Origin of the sequence: Fuerstiella sp. (genome assembly GCA_022447225.1) — a bacterium.
In the GTDB taxonomy this organism is placed as follows: domain Bacteria; phylum Planctomycetota; class Planctomycetia; order Planctomycetales; family Planctomycetaceae; genus S139-18.
Map to the genome: position 1 here is coordinate 1 of JAKVAZ010000008.1, position 16023 is coordinate 16023.

A 16023-nucleotide genomic window follows, 5' to 3' on the forward strand; every position below is an offset into this window, starting at 1 on the left:
GACAGCGCGTCGGGAGCAGACCCGAATCCGCCAAATCCCGATCCACCGAACCGCAAAGTCATCACGATGCAATGGCTGCGGATGGTAGCGGGGTATATCGCCATCTATTGGTTCTCATACTGGATTAATATCCTGTGGCGACAAGGTGGTTCCTGGATGCCCAACCTGTTTCACTTCTTTTTTCTTGGATTCCTGTTCCCCCTGTTTTTCATCGTGTGGACCAGGAGTTTTCTGAGACGTCAACATAACCTTGGTCGCCGGTATACGTGGATCTTATTGTTGGCAAGCATCATCATTTCTGTCGGGTTAGGATTTTATACCGTGTTATCCTGTTTCTACATCTTCGGAAGTGTTTAGACAGGCCAATTCGGGTGCACGCCTTGACATCGTTTCCGCCGTCCTCGCAATGAATCGCAGAACTTGCCGAAGCGTTCAGGTTGTCTGATCTGTTGAGCATTCCGTTGCCGCAGTTGCTCAACCGTCATGTTGTTGTGTGGGTCATCGGTCGGTTGATGCAGTTGCACCACAGGCAATACCGATCTGACAGTGACGAAAGTCGAACAGCTCTTGCAAATTTTCCGCCGAAGACATCATCAAGGATGTCTTCGGTGAGGTAACGGTCATCACAATCCGGGCGACGAAAAGAGATCACCGCATGGACCGATATGGGATCAAACAACCGGTTGGCTGGGCCCTGATTGTATTTTCGGTGTTTATCATGATCGGCACGCTACGAAACAAATACGGGGGAGGTCCACCGCTGCAACAATTGGTCCCGTACTTTGGGATTCCATTCGTTGTTGTGTATCTTATTGTTCAATCCGGACTGTGCTGCTGGTTCCGAACGAAAATAGGTTTTGTCTGGATGGCTGGTGCGCTTGTTGTTGGTCTGATCGGCGGAAGCATCGGTGAATCAGCCTGGAGCGAGAGAACGACCCCGCAAGTGAATCCGGCCGTGGAGCGAGTCCTCCAGGAACAAGGTGTTGCGACTTCCAGCTACGATTGGCCAAGCCAGTACGATTGGACGAGACACAAACTGATCTGCGGCGTTTGTCTAAGTGGAATTGCTCTCGGGTTCGGATTCATCCGGGAGAAACTGTAGTCCGAATCACCGACCGAGTATTTGACCGGGATCATCGATGCAAAGGTCTTCAGCATAAGATTCTCAGCACTTATCTTGCTGCTTTGCGCAGGGGGACCTGGTGGCGGATCAGGTAACGGCCACACCTGTGACTGGTCGTCACGCACTGCATCATCGCCCGCCTCTCGGGAATTGATTCAATTATCAAGGCGCGGCGTCAACGATGGATTTTTCCGGGTCAGCAGACAGGAAAGCTGAATACACAGACCTCTGGCTGAACAGTGTCTTCCGGTGGCTGGCGACGTTTAACTCACAAGACGTGCCCACAGTCCAGTCTGTTATTACGGCTCGACGTGGCCGCACACAACCCACAGAGGCATACCATCGGTCTCATAAGTGGCAGAGTGATCAAGCTTGCCGGTGGACTGGTCAATGCCGTACGCGAAGAGCGTCAAAGAACGCTGTCCGCCCGAATACACGAAACGACCAGTCAGATCGATGCAAAACGACCGTGGAAAGTAGGCGGTCGGAAAGTATCCGATCAGCTCCATCTCACCAGTGGACGGATCCAGAGAAATGCCGGCCAGGGTGTCCTGCATCGGTTCACCTTCAGCGCGTTTGGTTACGTCCCGGTTAGAGACATAAGCGAAACGACCATTTGGTGTAATCTTAATATCCGCGGCCGCACTGCGGCCTTCAAAGTTCGGCGGCACTGTTGACAGTGTCCGCAGTTGCGTGAGTTTTCCTGTCTCCGCGTCGAACTGCCATGCGGTGATCCCGCCTCCTTTCTCATTCGACGTGTAAGCAATGTCCAGATGCGGGTGATGAGCGTAGTGCCGCGGCTGGTGGTAGTTGTGTTCGGTGTCGGGGCCCTCGAGGTACGGTGGGTCGTTGGGAACCAGCTTTCCGTTCGACTGGTCGAGCCGATACTGGAACAGCTTGTTGGGCGTGGTACACGGGACATAAACGAAACGTCCGGAGGGATCAATCTCGACACTATGTGCCGCCAGATCGGCTTTCTGACGGTCGAGCAGTTCGTCGGTACAGATCCCGTCCACAATTCGATACACCGTGGCATCACCATTGCCATAACTGCAGGCTATCAGGTATCGCCCCTGTTTGTCGGTGCACAGATAGGGAGCGCCGCTGGAAATTCGCGAGGTCGCCAGCAGGGTGAGCGAACCATTGGCAGCTCGCTTAAACGTGGCAACACCGGCATGGTCACCTTCAAGTCCTGAAACCGCCGCATATAAAAATGCTCCGTTCGGCGAAATCCTCAAGGGACCGGGACTGACCGTCAGGTCGGTCGTGAACTTCCTGGTCAATGCGCCTGTGTCGTCATCCACAGCGTAGACGATAATCGATTTTGTAGTGGCCGAAGACAGATAAAGCACCTGGCCGCCCTGCACAAACGAGGTTGTGACAAACAGAATCGCCAGGAAAAACGCAGTCCGCAGAACATTCATCATGGTTCTGACTCGCAAAATTTCCAAAAAAATTACCCATTACCAGCTGCTGTGATACGACTCCAAGTGTATTGACAGAAGTCCCGTCAGCATACGCGATCAGCATACCCGGTGACAACGCGCGATATTAGTTTACCTCCGGTACCGCTATCGTGACAGCTGGTGCTGATCCCATGGAAACGTCATCGTCGGCTGATTGACGTAGCGATCCATTTTCAGAGTAAGGCGTCCACCACAGCCGGGGCCGAGTTCTACGGAAAAGTGCGACGCATCGATCTCCACACTGCTACCGGCACTCGAAGCCGATACGAATTGATGCTCAGCGTAACCTCCGGCCTGGATGACGACCGTCCGTGAGTCAAGTTGATTAACATTGACAAGCGTAACGACGACCTCATCGTCGGTCATATTCTCGATCAGGGCGGCGACTCCCTCAGGGACTCCGGCACGCCGTTCGGACGGATCGAAGTAGCGTAGCCGACAGCGCAGAGTCAATCCGTTCTTTGAAGGATAGAGGCCGCCCAGCATCAGTTCGACCAGCGATCGAGTCGCAGCCGGATTGAATCGCATAGGGTCATCGGCAAGCCGCGTGTCCGGAGTCGTTTCGTCGGCGCGCATGCCGGCGACCGCCCTTCGGATGTGTGCAAAGTCGTCCCGCAGCACCTGCTGCGGGTAGTTGGGATTCATTCCATTGAGGTACTTGAACCACGGATGAGACGGAACACGGCTGAGATCATCGTCTTTCATGGTTACGTAGTAGATCTCTTTCGTGCCGGCACTGTAGGGATCAGGCCGAAAGTTGTACCAGCCATCATCGCCGTACTTGTGCGGATAGAGTGTCTTTCCATCCACGATCTTTTTGTTGGAATTGACTTTGATAATCTGCTTCCGCCACAAAGTCACCAGACTGCGATCGCCTGTCAGCAGAAGTGCATTCATGAATCCTTCAATACCACGATTGAACGTGCTGCGGTGCGCCAGCGCGCCGGTTTGGGGAACGACAACCGTGAATCCCCAGCCATAGACCCCGCCATACCATTTGCCGTCAGCCGCGCTGCCGACTTTCCCGTCCAGTCCAATGTTCGTGGGAATTAAGAAGTCGTTCTCGATCATGCGTTTGCGCCAGGCCTCAACGTAGCCCACTATCCAGTCTTTGTATTTCGTGTCCTGCGTGATCATGTACGCGTTGAGCGCCAGTGCCGTAGCCAGCAGGTTCGACGGATGATCACCAACGATATCGTTGTAGTCTTTGAAGTGAGCGACCATCTGTTCGTAGGTGTTTTCACCATGTCGGGCGTCAAAGCGGCCTTCGACCTCGATCGGATCACCGGCCCAGTCGAGGCCTGTCGCTTTACGCAACAACGGACCTCTGCTGCCGTTGAACATGCTGCGAATCATCTTGTGTTTAAAGTCATAATTTGGAGCTTGCGGATCTTCATTCAAATAGAAGCCGGCGTAGCGTCGCACACGCTTTTGAAACTGCTCGTCGTACGGATCGGACAGTCCCTGCAGATTGAAAACGGTCAGACCTTCACTGTTGTGCAGCCAGTCGAACATGACCGGAAACTCTTTGTAGTACATGCCGTCGCGGGCAAACGGAACGTCAACGGTCCTGGCTTGTGTGAATTGCCGCAGGTGACCTTCCCACGCTTTCTTGTACATGTGCAGGATTGAATTCGGGGCACCTGCGGCGTGCAAAATGGGCCAACGCAGGAGACTCTCGATCGCGTCATCCGGACCATCGTTGCCGCCCCAGCGTTCAACGCACAGCAAGTACCCACGCTCATCGAAGTAGCGATCGAAATACTCCTGGCAAGCCACCGTATTGGCTCGCAACAGCTCGCGTTCCATCAACGCCCAGTTCGGTGGTGAGATCAGCTCATCAATCGCGATGCGGTGGTCCGCCAGACCGAGAGTCGGTGACAGCGCAAAACTGCAGAGACCCCAGAACAGAATACGAGTGAACAGTCGCATTTTTATCTCCCATGGAATTCGTTGATATGCCGATCGCACATCATGATGGAATCGCGACCTCACTCTTCGTCATGAGATGCACACGTTTTGAGGGGGAATTCCACCATCGTACGCGAAAGTGCGGAACAAAGTATCGTGGGAGAATCCGCTGACTGTCCGGCACTCAGGTCATCTGTGATGATCAACGGCATTCACGTGTCGTCGCTGGTCACTCCGCGCCGGGCCCCGGTCCGTGTTGTGAATATCCGATCAGACCGCGAAGCTTCGCTTCGGCACGTCAAACGGCATCCACCGTACCGGTGCTGTCGGCGAATCGGTCGGTCTCGACACCAAGTCGCTGCAGCATGGTCACAAACAGATTTGAAAGCGGGATGTCCTCGTGGGCCACCACTCTTTGCCACGGTTCCGGTGATTTACCGTCCCAAGGACCGCCCGCCGGCCTTTCAGGTCCATAGTTGAGATACTGTCCGTGGCGGAAGCCCATGTTCTTTCCACCGGACATAATCAGCGGGTAGTTGCGGGAAAGATGGAAGGCGCTTGATGCGGAACCGAACAGAAGCAGAGAGTTGTCCAGCATATTACCATCCATGCCAGGCTCGGGTGTGTCCTTCAGTCTTCCGACAAATCGTCCAAATTCTTCATTGAGAAAACGACAGTAGGTACCGAATCTCTTCCAGCCGTCTGGTCCCTTGGTGTCGTGTGACAGACCGTGTGATGCACTGAACCCAACGGCGCGAGCGAGATAGTCACTGATCCCCACGCCGTTCTCGCGACCAATCTGGTACGTCGCCACTCGCGTGGAATCGGTTTTAAACGCGAGATAGATCAGTTCATACATCGTCTGAAGATATGCACGGGGCTCTTCAGGAGTGAGGTCAAGTTTCAGGTGATCGGCATCGACTTCGGGAAGCGGTATGTTGACCCAGTGTTTTGCTTTTTCGACTTTGATTTCTGTATCGCGAACCGACTGGAGATACTCATCAAGTGTCTTCTGATCGTGGGGAGACAATGTCCTTCGCAAAGATCGTGCATCGGCCAGAAGGGTATCCAGAGCATTGTGGCTTAGCGCCAGGCGTTTTGCTGCATCGTCATCACTCTTTACAAACAGCATATCGAAGATGCGCTTTGGTCGATGTTCCGCCGGAATGGCCCGACCACTTCGATTAAAGGAGGCTGTGTGCGCACCACGCGGAGTACCAGTGCCTCCATCGGTTGACATGACCAGTGATGAGAAGCGGGTTTGATCTCCCACATGCGCAGCAAATTCCTGATCGAGGGAGATGGAGTTTCTGTAGTCTCCATTCGCGCCCGTGTGCCCCCCGGTGAGGAACTGATCTGCATTTGAATGCCCATGCGTACTCCGCACTGAAGGATGAGAAAATCCGGAGAGCACGGTCAATTCGCTGCGCAACGGTTCCAATGTTTCAAAGCATTTGGTGAACGTAAAATCCTCCCCGCTCCCATGAGGAAACCAGGCCCAGTCTTTGTGAGCCGGGTCCTCGGCCAGCGGCATCGGCACGCCGTCAGGAAAGTAGAAGCACGCCAGGCGTTTCGGCCGGGTCCGCTGTTCGGCAGCAGCGGTTGCCTGACGAGACGACTCGAACCACGGCAGGGCAAGGGCTACTCCGGCGCCACGAAGAAAGAAACGGCGGTCGAGCGAATCAATTTGGATATTCATAGCAAACGTCCTTCTGTGAGTAACCAAATTCTACCGCGCCGGTGCAGCCAATGCTACAGGACATCGCCGTCTGCCGCAGGACGGTGAAATCACTTCGACCGAAACAAACTGCTCGTGACAATCGACGTAACCATTGTGGCCAGTCCATCCCCCTGGCTACGAAGATCGGCGGTGATCCGGTCAACGTCTGACCGATCTGCAAACGTCAACGGTCTGCCAAGGGCGTAAGTGGTCATTTTGTGAACCATGGCGCGCACAAACTGGTCCTGACGATTTGCCAGCAGAAAACGTTTCAACCCGTTCATGCCGTCCAGTTTCTGTCTGTTAAACAGCAGACTGGTCGCATCGACGGGTTCTCCGTCGATCTGCGTGCGCCAGCTTCCCACCGCGTCGAAATTTTCGAATGCGATTCCCCATGGATCGATTTTTGCGTGACACGAGAGGCAGGCGGCATGATTTCGATGATTCTCAATCTGCTGCTTCAACGTCAGTTTTGCGATCTCAGGGTCGGCAAGGTCGATCTCAGGGACCGCCGGTGGCGGGGGTGGAGGAGGATCGTTCAACAGTCTTTCGAGCATCCAGATTCCTCGTTTGAGCGGATGGGAGTCCGTGCCGTCTGAATTCATCGCCAGCAGACCGGCCTGTGTCAGTAATCCACCTCTTCTGTGCTGTGGCTCGTAGTTCACACGGCGAAAATGGTTGCCATACACATCATTCAAACCGTAGTGCGCGGCAAGTCGTTCATTGGCCATGGTGTAATCAGCGTGGATGAAATCGAACACACTGTTATTTTTCTGCAGTACCTCATGGAAGAAGGCGACGGGTTCCTGCTGCATCGCTTCTTTCAAAGCCGAATCGAAGTTCGGATACGCGTTCCGGTTGATATTCATAAAATCCAGCAACTGCATTCCCAGCCACTGCCGCACAAAATGTTTCGAAAAACGCCAGGACCGCGTGTCTGCCAGCATACGGCTGACCTGACCGGCCAGAATATCCTGTTCACTCAGCTGTCCCTCCGCTGCCAGGTGCAGTAACTCGCTGTCAGGCGTGCTGGACCACAGAAACATGGACAGACGAGTTGCCAGTTCCGAATCAAACAGGCGGTCCTCGGATGAGCTGCCGTCGGTCTGGTTTGCCTGGTCCGACCGGACCAGATAAATAAATTTTGGTGAAGAAAGCACGGTTGCCAGAACTTCGACCATGGCATCCTCAAAATGATCGAACTCAGGACGAATCTTTTTGAACTGAGTCAGTTTCTGATCGACTTCAGCAGGAGTCACACCACGGCGCCATGCACGCGACATAAAACTCGTCAGTACTTCACGGGCGTAAACGTTTTCTTCGGCTCTATTGGCACTATCGATAAAAACTCGATTGTGCGAATCCGGCGGCCAATGTTCATAAACCGGCGCTGTGATCTCCACATAGTCAATCTGAATATCATCCTGTGACACCGAACTGTTGACCAGCTTCACAAACTCAGACGGATTAGGTGTGGCACCCATCTTTGCGGTCCTGCGCACCGAATTGCGGGGATAGATTTCACTCAGCGGAATGTCCCACTGCACAAACGTCGGGTTATCCGGAGCGGCATCAACCGCCAGGTCGTACTCAGAGATTTTTACAGATGCGGAAGAGTCGTTGCTTGCCTGCCAGCCAAATTCAAGCTGCAGACTGGGATGCCTGTCGTGCCCGACTGATGTCCGTGAAGCTCTAACACGAACACGAAGTGTCCCCGTGTCAGGAACCTGATTACCAAGTTCAACGATCAGTTTCTGTTTCGCCGGAATAACGGCCACATAATCGAGGACCGACGGTACCTCGGGACGTGAGTTTGTCGGTTTCCTTGCATATTTTGCACCATTGTAAGACCAGGATGCCGCCGCAGTTCGACCTGTCTTCTGATTTCTGTAGTGAGCGCGGGGCGGTCTGGCCTGATATTCAGCAGTCCGACGTTCAAGTTCCTGTTCCAGCTTTTCCGGATCGTCCTTGTGCGTTTCCCGGATCTTCTGCAGCTCCTGTTCCTGCTTCTTCCATTCACCGGCCGCTGCAGATTCGAACGACACTCCCCAATAGACAGGTCCCGGCTGTTCCCCGTGCACGGTTGCTTTCTTTAAGGCGTTTCGATTCAGTTCGCGATAAGTGCCAAACTGAGTAGTCGACATGTGCAGCAATTCGGAGCTGTTTTGAAAGCCGTCCGGTGATGTCGATTCCGGCGGCAGATCCCGAGTGAAGTTGTAGGGCAATCCCAGCAAATCCTGCAGCACATAGTTGTACTCATAACGAGTCATCCGTCGAAACGATGAATGTCCCTGTTGAGCACGACGAAAAGCTGAAGCCGTCTGAATCTCCGAAGACAGCCACTGAATGACTCTGTTGCGATCGTCATCCGCCAGTGGAGCTTCATCTACCGGAGGCATTTCACCATTGCTCAGCACAGCAAAAATTTCGAGCCACCAGTTTACATCGTCCCCCTGCAACAGATTCGCATCCAGCGTGTCGATGCGAATATTGCCCTCCTGAATGTCAGGACCGTGACATTGAACACAGTTTTGATTCAGGACAGGCTCGACGTCTGTTCGGAAACCGTCCAAATTCGGTTCCGGCGTTTCAGCACCGGCCGGTGGCCGCTGCTGATTGCGATAACTCGATCGGAGTGCGCCTTCTACTCTGAGTTCAGCGAGTGTCCGGGGCGCCGGATCACTTTCGTCGACTCCACCGGACCGTGGCCCTGCCGAGGGCGCTGAGCCGGCTCCACCGTCGTCCTGGTCCGCCGCAACTTCCCCCATAGCGCCCAGCAGAGCGATAAGTAAGATCACGCATCGACAGGCCGATTCAGTACTGTTTACTATCATGTCGATTCTGAAGCCGTCGTTTCAAACCGTTTTGCATTCTGCTGTGATTGTTTCCATCAGAAAATCCATTCTACCGCGCCAGCCAGGCATGAAGCAACTGGTCCTAAGTCATAACGTCAAAGCAAATTACGTCACACTGTCGTCTCGATGATGAGGGCAAATGGCACAACCGGTACCGGCCCCCATACGAATCCCCGGCGCGAAAGGCTCGGTTGTCGGAATACTGACCGGTATCGTACCGGTATCGTACGGAGACACAGTGCCCGAAACACCCTGATTCAAAACACGCCGTTCTATTCTCCTGCGGTGACAGCGTCCAGAAATCTGTAGACTTCCAGCGTAGCCGGGTCACCATGTTTCCCAAGATCATTGTTCAGACGGCTGTGATTGCTGTCTCGTTTGCCATACACGGCGGCCGGGATGCCGGCCTGCTTCAGTACGACTTCAAGATGCCGCGCCTGAGCTTTAGTGTCAGGATTACCGGCAAAGAACAGGATGAGGAACGGAGGGATGCCTTTGTTCTTTGCGACATGTGTCACAGCAGAAAAATCGACGTGTTTGTCCGGGTCGTTCCCAAACTTCTGGCGATGACCAAATGTGAACATCCTGCCGCCATAAAGAGTCTGCCGGTGCTCTGCCGTCATGATGATTTTGGGAATATCGTACGTGTCACCATCGACCGGCAGGCAACCTTTAAGGACATCAAAAGAAACGCCTTCTTCCCCCAGGAAACGATTATCGATACAGATCAATGCCGCGAGTTGAGCGCCGGCGGAATGTCCACCGACAAAAATTCGCCCTGGATCACCGCCATATTCAGCGATGTTCCTGTGCACCCAGCCAAGCGATTTTGCGACGTCGCGGATCAGCACACCCATGTCGACGTCGGGCAACAGCCGGTAGTTCGTTGATACGAAGACAAATCCCCGCTCGGTCAGTACCCTGGGCTTTAGGGCAACGTCGCTCTTGTCGCCAACCTGCCATCCACCACCGTGGATCCAGAACATGACCGGAAGGCTCCCTCCGATTGTTTCTTCGGGCGTATAAATGTCGAGAACCTGTCGTTCGTGACCGTTTTCAACGTAGGGAATGTCAGGCGTTAGATTCTGTGCACTGACGACACTGCAAAAGCACAGAGATAGAAGTGCAAAAGCGATGATGAGTTTACTGTTCATGGTGAAGACTCAATGAGTATAAAAACTGATCCGGATGCTTTACCTGACGATGGCAATCCAGTTGAGCGACACCACGGGTGTCGTCTGGCCATCACCGGTTCGCTGACAGCGTCCCCGGATTCACTCTTTCGATTGTTCAGCTTCCGCGTTTTCCGGTTTCCCCAGCCCTGTGAAAAAGGCAATGATGCCGAAGGCAATGAAACCGGCTGCGGCAAAGGAAAGTGCGACACGGTAATCCCCAGTCTGATCTGCTACTCGCCCGGTCATCTTCAGCATGGCATATTTGGCCACTTCGGCAACCAGGTAGGCTGCCGCGAGAACCGTTCCGAGACTGGCCATCGAACGCGATGACAACTCACTGACCAGCGTTGGAAACTCTGCTGCAAAACAAAAACACGCCATTGTATACAGTACGGGAACATACAAAGCGCTGCCCGACCAGATCGACACGATCACAATGACTCCACCAATCGGACCGGACAGACACAAAATGGCTCGTTGTGCGACACGCTCGGGCAGCACCGACAACAAACTACGAGTGAACAGGTACGCCAACCCGTGTCCGGCGACCGCCAAAGCAGGTTCAATCGGCAGATCATGAAAATGATTCTTCATAAACATCGGCAAAAAAATGTAGACCGTGTTGTCAGCTGACGCATGAAGACAAATCAGCACGATGACCAGTATTGATCGAGTGTTCAGCAGTCGGAACAGGCGGGTCCTTCGCGATGTCTGCTGCTGGTCCAGGTCTTGTTCTTCACTTTCAGTTGATTCCTCTCCGGGATTTCTTTGCAGACTCATCAGTAGTCCGCCACCAACAAGCGCGCCACCGACAATCAAAAATGGAACCCCAAGCACCAGTCGGAAGGTCTCATCTCCGCCGCCTTCGGACCAGTGCAGCATTGCACCGGCGAACAGCGGCAACAGCACCGTCGGTGCGGCCACCGACACCAGTCTGATAGAAAAAATTCGCCGTTTGAATGCCGGGTACAGTGCAAACAGGAACGCCGGATGAGCGACACTGCTGACGCCGATGAACAGACCCAGCAAGGTCAATCCGGATTGGAACATGATAATACTGCTACTCACACCGAGCAGCAGGAAGCCGACGCCAAAACCGACAAACCCCAACTCGGAGATCCGTCGCACGCCATACCAGGAAATCAATGGTCCGACCATCAGCAGCGCCAGGATGCGTCCCAGACTCTGCATGCCCATCAGAGACCCGAATTCCTCGGCTGACAGCGAAAATAATTCGGTGATCCGTGGACCAAATACCGGAAACACAGAGGTATACGCAGTGAAACTGCTCAGAAAAATCAGCGTGGCGGCCAGATTCCGACGTTCGGCACCGGGGGCATCTGTATTGTGTTCCTGAAGTTCGTCAGTGTGAGCGTGCGGATTGGATTTCTTTGGTAAACTCACCGCGAAGGTCATCCTTAATCTGTCGTTCTGGCCTGTCGTCACTCACCATTCGGTGTTTGCCTGGAACGCGACTGAATTCTCCACGAGTATATCAAACGTGAGGGTTTGGTGAGGTGTCACTGATCGGTTCCCCTGGGATCAGTAAACAGACGATGCCCCACTGAGTTCACTATCAAACGTCCCGACTTTGATCTGGAAAATGGTGTGATCGAGCGAATTGATCGGAAGCGACTGGCTGCGGCCAGGGCCATCATTGACTACGTGGTCCCTCGAGTGTCCGCAGAGGGGTTGTTTCACCCGGAAGACTCACTGTGGGCCGAAAGCGGTGTTTACCGATCTCAGCATGCGGGCACACTGGCTGTTGCCGGGCAGCTGCTGGATGACGATCGCTGCATTGAGGCAGCCCGGCGTATGCTGTATCGGACGATTGACGTCCGAATTCACAAACTCTGGAGCACAGACTGGTGGTGGGATCACCCGGTGTCAGAAACCGTCGCGGCTGACTGGAAAAACTGGCAGGAACAGAACCGTGTTGTTGAGGAAGGTTATGCTTCTCCTACCAACCTGTTCAATCTGGGGCTTTACTATCGCATCACGGGTGACGACTACGTCGTTGAACCATCGCGCGAGAGCATGGCCGCCATGTTCGCTCGCTGGGACTACACTCAGGACAACTGGCATCACATGACACCTGAATTCGCCGGTCTCGCAGTCTGGGCGTGGGAAGAAACGTTTCCCCAGTTCGCCTCAAAAAAGGATCCCATCGTTCGCCGCGTCATCGACAGGTTTGTCAAAGATGCCACAAACGATTTCCCATTTGTTCTGGCGGTGCGAATGACTCTGTTGCTTGCGGTCACCGGGACCCGGTACCTCCAATCGGTGCTCAAGCCGGGTATTGACGCTCTGCTCGCGGCATCTGCCCGGCGATACGAACAACGGCCGGACGACTTTCGGCATAGTGCTGTCACATCCGATCACATCAATATCCGCGCCAACATGGCCGTGGCCATCATGATGAAGCATTATGACCTTGCAGCAGGCGAACAGGTCTACACAGGCACTCCGCTGTATGCGTCACTCAGTGACTGGATCGACCTCATGAGAGCACCCGGTGGCAGCTATTATGAATGTCAGGACATCGTCACCGGTCGGAAGTACGGTCAGGGATCCCCGGCGCACTACATTCCGCTGTGGTGGATCCTGGCGGCGCGCCTGCCGTGAAATTCGTGGGCTGTCACCGACGATGCACTACCACCACGCAATGGCTTCCGCCAGTTCACCAAGTGTATTCCCCTGCCAGGTCACATCAGCCAGTACAGGTAATGAGTGAGTGCTAAACACCTGCGGAAATGCGGCGGTGACCTGACACGAAGCTGTACTGCCACCGGCAACCTCAATGACTGTTGCTACGGGAGTGAGTTCCACTCCCGCCACAGAACGAAACTTAAGTTCGCAGGTCCTGGTGTCCGGCTCATGATTAGTGATCCGAACAGTAAACTCGACGGTGTCTCCCGGTCGAATTCGGACTTTGTAGGGGTAGAATTCCACCCAGCCAGGGTCCATGCCTAAATTCGGATGAGACTGATCAATGATTTGCGTAAACAGATCCTGCCAGCGATTCATCCAGACCTGCCAGCGTTCGGTCTGCCTCCGGTCGTGATTGACGGCCCCGCCGTGGCCGGTCAGCAGCATGTCAGGGTCTGCCTCGAGAATCTGTCGCGGCATGTCTGCGTAGCTGGTCACCGGTGTCCGGTTCTTTGGAATAAACGAATGGATGTGGTCTCGCTGCTCCTGAAAACACATCCCTGAGATATTGTCACCGACTACCAGAAATCTCATGTCATCAACGTCAAAACGAATGAGCTGATGGTACAGAGTCTGCCCCGGATGCTGTTCAATAAAAAAATCCGTGCCACGCCAGTGGAACGCATCTCCCCGGCGGACCACCCGGTCCACATTCAGACCTCGAGGATCCAGACAGGGCATATCGTATCGCTCAGGGTGTTCGAGGATATCTTTCACCTCCGGAGACGACACAACACCGGTACCGTATCGATGTCGCAGAGCCGGATAACCCGCCAGATGATCATCGTGATAATGAGTTGGCAGGAACCATTCGACCGTGCGGATTCCCAGTTCGGGTTCCAGTGCTGGTGTCAGGTGATCGATAAAACGTGACGGGTTGGCCGAAATGGAGTCAGTGGAAACGTATCCGCAGTCAATAAAAACGGCGTGGCCGTCGTCGTCCTGAACAATGTAGGTGAACGCACCTGAGTTCGACACTTCGATGACATGGTCTGAGATGTGTCGAAACTGTGGCTGAAACCAGTCATAAGGTCGGGCGTAGAACAGTTCGTACAGTTCTTCAAGTGGCTGCTGAAGACTGGTGAATGCATCCTCAGTCGATTCAAACGGAGTGCCGTGTCCCGGCATAATCAGGTCCGACTGAAGCGATGCCGCCGTTTTCAGACTCTCCAGATGATGCGTATGCCCTTTGAAATCCATGTACTTCCACTGACTCGAAAAATATTCATGAAGTTTGCCCGGAGCCGACATCAAATCACCACATGCAAGCACACGTTGATTGTCGCACGTGAAGAGGTATCCGACCGAACCAAATGTATGTCCCGGCAGCGGAACCACTTCAAACTCCAGATCCCGCCACATCACTGATTCGTAATCGAACGCGTACCGTTCCGTGATGACATCACTGAGTATGCCGAAGTTCGGATAGTAGCTTTCATAGTTGTGCCAGGTGTCGTAGGACGCCTTGAGCAGATCACTCTCCTCGTAGAACCTTCGTTCTGTGAAGGGAACAACGATCTCAGCGCCCTGGTCCTGCCACGCTGCTGCCGCGGCACACTGATCACGATGAAAATGGGTCAGCAGGACGCGTTCGACCGGAGGGACTCCGGCATCCTGCAGCTGTCTCGGCGATACGTGCGTTCCGCAGTCGATCAGTAGCGCCGCATCACCCTGAGTGACGACATACACGCTGCAGGTGTCCGGAATCCAGGCAAGACTGTCAGTAATTTTCTGCAACATATTTTTCGATTCCCGCGACTTCCTGAACACTGTGATACTGACTCAGATTTTAACAACGCAACGCCTCAGACCACAGGCACTGTCGTCAGCCCGGGACAGATGACAGTTATTGCAAATAGTAAAACGAAGATGAAAGTACCGCTGGAACACCGGTGCCCACTCAACACTCTCCGACAGCACAAACAGAAAATGTCGACCATACACAACGTGCTGCAGGCGAAAACCACTGATCACAGGTGAAATTTTTCAGCAACATGATTAACAACCCGGAAGGTCAAGACCGGAACAACGGCAGGTTGCAGGTGTTGCCGCAGAAAAACCTGGATCAAATCCGGAAGCAGGTCGGTACAGGAATGTTGCAGATAGTCACCCGGACCATCGAGGAAGCAAATCCGGAATCAGGGGCAAAGAACTGCCCTGATGGATATCGATCCATAATGATTTTGATGAAGATAATCTGCGGTCAGAGAATGAGTCGTCCGGGACCAATTCACTGTTTCATGATGGTTGCGGGAATAACATGAATAAAGCATTCGTTCGTGAACCGGAAATCGACAGCCGACCGCGCTGTCCACGATGTGGATCACTCGGGGATTCGGTCGAAAAAGCCACACTCGATCATCATGTGCAGCCCGATTCGCGACGACAAATCGATAACACCGCATGGTTTTGCACCTATGCGCGCTGCGACGTGGCCTATTTTGATCTGTTTGAACGATGTGTGACCGTCGATGAACTGCAGGCTCCCGTTTACCCGAAGGATATCGACGCACCGGTCTGTGCGTGCTTCGATTTTACGATCGAAGACATCGACTCCGACGTTCAGGCAGGAACACCAACCCGGATCAGAGAGTTGCTCAAAAAATCCGAAACTCCCGATGCTCAATGCCATATCTGCGCAGCCAACGGTCAATGCTGCACGCGTGAAATCCAGCGTCTGTACATGAAGCAGACAGCAGAATCCGATCTCTAAGTAATCAGACTTTTGCAGTGGCTCTCGTGCAGAATGCTGCATTGCGTTTCGGCATCAGTTTCGAATCTGGCATCAACAGGAACAGAACCCCGCTGCGGGTCAAATGAAACCAGGAATCTGTTCGCAGCGAACACCGTAGCTACCAAGAGCCCGACAACTCGTTTGGCGACGGATTTCAGTGCTGAATCGGATGACGTTCCGGAGTCGCTGCCCCGTATGTTGTAACTTGCTGAGATTTCTGTCTGCAGAACCTCGACACCCTACGCACCACCGACAGAAACCTGAGTCGAATCACTTCGCTTTAGAACACAGCGATCGGTTATTCAACTCCTGTGATCCCGAGTCTCTTCA

11 protein-coding genes are annotated in these 16023 nt (G+C 53.7%); 4 read left to right on the forward strand and 7 right to left on the reverse strand.

Features of this window, described 5'->3' with window-relative positions; translation table 11 throughout:
• Together MK110_09430 and MK110_09435 are read left to right on the forward strand one after the other, a co-directional pair.
• The coding region (locus tag MK110_09430; GenBank protein ID MCH2211512.1) for a hypothetical protein at window positions 1-357 on the forward strand (357 nt) is incomplete at its 5' end.
• Window positions 358-655: 298 nt separating this feature from the next.
• The gene (locus MK110_09435) at window positions 656-1102 is read left to right on the forward strand and encodes a hypothetical protein (protein ID MCH2211513.1); all 447 of its coding nucleotides are present in this window, start codon (window positions 656-658) and stop codon (window positions 1100-1102) included.
• Window positions 1103-1422: 320 nt separating this feature from the next.
• Here the strand turns inward: MK110_09435 and MK110_09440 are convergent, their stop codons facing one another.
• The 6 genes from MK110_09440 to MK110_09465 form a co-directional block, all read right to left on the reverse strand.
• A complete protein-coding gene (locus tag MK110_09440; protein MCH2211514.1) occupies window positions 1423-2550 on the reverse strand; it encodes a lactonase family protein in 1128 nt (375 codons plus the stop codon).
• Window positions 2551-2694: 144 nt separating this feature from the next.
• Window positions 2695-4521, reverse strand: a complete 1827-nt coding sequence (locus MK110_09445; protein MCH2211515.1) for a hypothetical protein — start codon at window positions 4519-4521, stop codon at window positions 2695-2697.
• A 277-nt stretch (window positions 4522-4798) separates the two neighbouring features.
• Window positions 4799-6199: a DUF1552 domain-containing protein gene (locus tag MK110_09450; protein ID MCH2211516.1), complete on the reverse strand. Its 1401-nt coding sequence runs from the start codon at window positions 6197-6199 to the stop codon at window positions 4799-4801.
• Between the two features lie 89 nt (window positions 6200-6288).
• Window positions 6289-9018, reverse strand: coding sequence for a DUF1592 domain-containing protein (locus MK110_09455; GenBank protein ID MCH2211517.1), 2730 nt, complete (start codon window positions 9016-9018; stop codon window positions 6289-6291).
• A 329-nt stretch (window positions 9019-9347) separates the two neighbouring features.
• Window positions 9348-10229, reverse strand: a complete 882-nt coding sequence (locus tag MK110_09460) for an alpha/beta hydrolase (protein MCH2211518.1) — start codon at window positions 10227-10229, stop codon at window positions 9348-9350.
• Between the two features lie 120 nt (window positions 10230-10349).
• Complete coding sequence (locus MK110_09465) at window positions 10350-11654, reverse strand: MFS transporter (protein MCH2211519.1); 1305 nt, start codon at window positions 11652-11654, stop codon at window positions 10350-10352.
• 204 nt (window positions 11655-11858) lie between these two features.
• Here MK110_09465 and MK110_09470 point away from each other — a divergent pair, with 204 nt between their 5' ends.
• Window positions 11859-12875, forward strand: coding sequence for a hypothetical protein (locus tag MK110_09470; GenBank protein MCH2211520.1), 1017 nt, complete (start codon window positions 11859-11861; stop codon window positions 12873-12875).
• A 27-nt stretch (window positions 12876-12902) separates the two neighbouring features.
• Here the strand turns inward: MK110_09470 and MK110_09475 are convergent, their stop codons facing one another.
• Window positions 12903-14699 (reverse strand): MBL fold metallo-hydrolase, encoded by a 1797-nt coding sequence (locus MK110_09475; protein ID MCH2211521.1) that lies wholly within the window; start codon window positions 14697-14699, stop codon window positions 12903-12905.
• Between the two features lie 520 nt (window positions 14700-15219).
• Here MK110_09475 and MK110_09480 point away from each other — a divergent pair.
• On the forward strand, window positions 15220-15672 hold the full coding sequence (locus tag MK110_09480; protein MCH2211522.1) for a hypothetical protein: 453 nt from the start codon (window positions 15220-15222) through the stop codon (window positions 15670-15672).
• Window positions 15673-16023 lie beyond the last annotated feature (351 nt).

What these genes read in the sequence shown, in the direction of transcription:
- MK110_09435 (MCH2211513.1), top strand. Translation starts at nt 656, where the DNA reads ATGGACCGATATGGGATCAAACAACCGGTTGGCTGGGCCCTGATTGTA.
- MK110_09440 (MCH2211514.1), bottom strand. Translation starts at nt 2,550, where the DNA reads ATGATGAATGTTCTGCGGACTGCGTTTTTCCTGGCGATTCTGTTTGTC.
- MK110_09445 (MCH2211515.1), bottom strand. Translation starts at nt 4,521, where the DNA reads ATGCGACTGTTCACTCGTATTCTGTTCTGGGGTCTCTGCAGTTTTGCG.
- MK110_09450 (MCH2211516.1), bottom strand. Translation starts at nt 6,199, where the DNA reads ATGAATATCCAAATTGATTCGCTCGACCGCCGTTTCTTTCTTCGTGGC.
- MK110_09460 (MCH2211518.1), bottom strand. Translation starts at nt 10,229, where the DNA reads ATGAACAGTAAACTCATCATCGCTTTTGCACTTCTATCTCTGTGCTTT.
- MK110_09475 (MCH2211521.1), bottom strand. Translation starts at nt 14,699, where the DNA reads ATGTTGCAGAAAATTACTGACAGTCTTGCCTGGATTCCGGACACCTGC.
- MK110_09480 (MCH2211522.1), top strand. Translation starts at nt 15,220, where the DNA reads ATGAATAAAGCATTCGTTCGTGAACCGGAAATCGACAGCCGACCGCGC.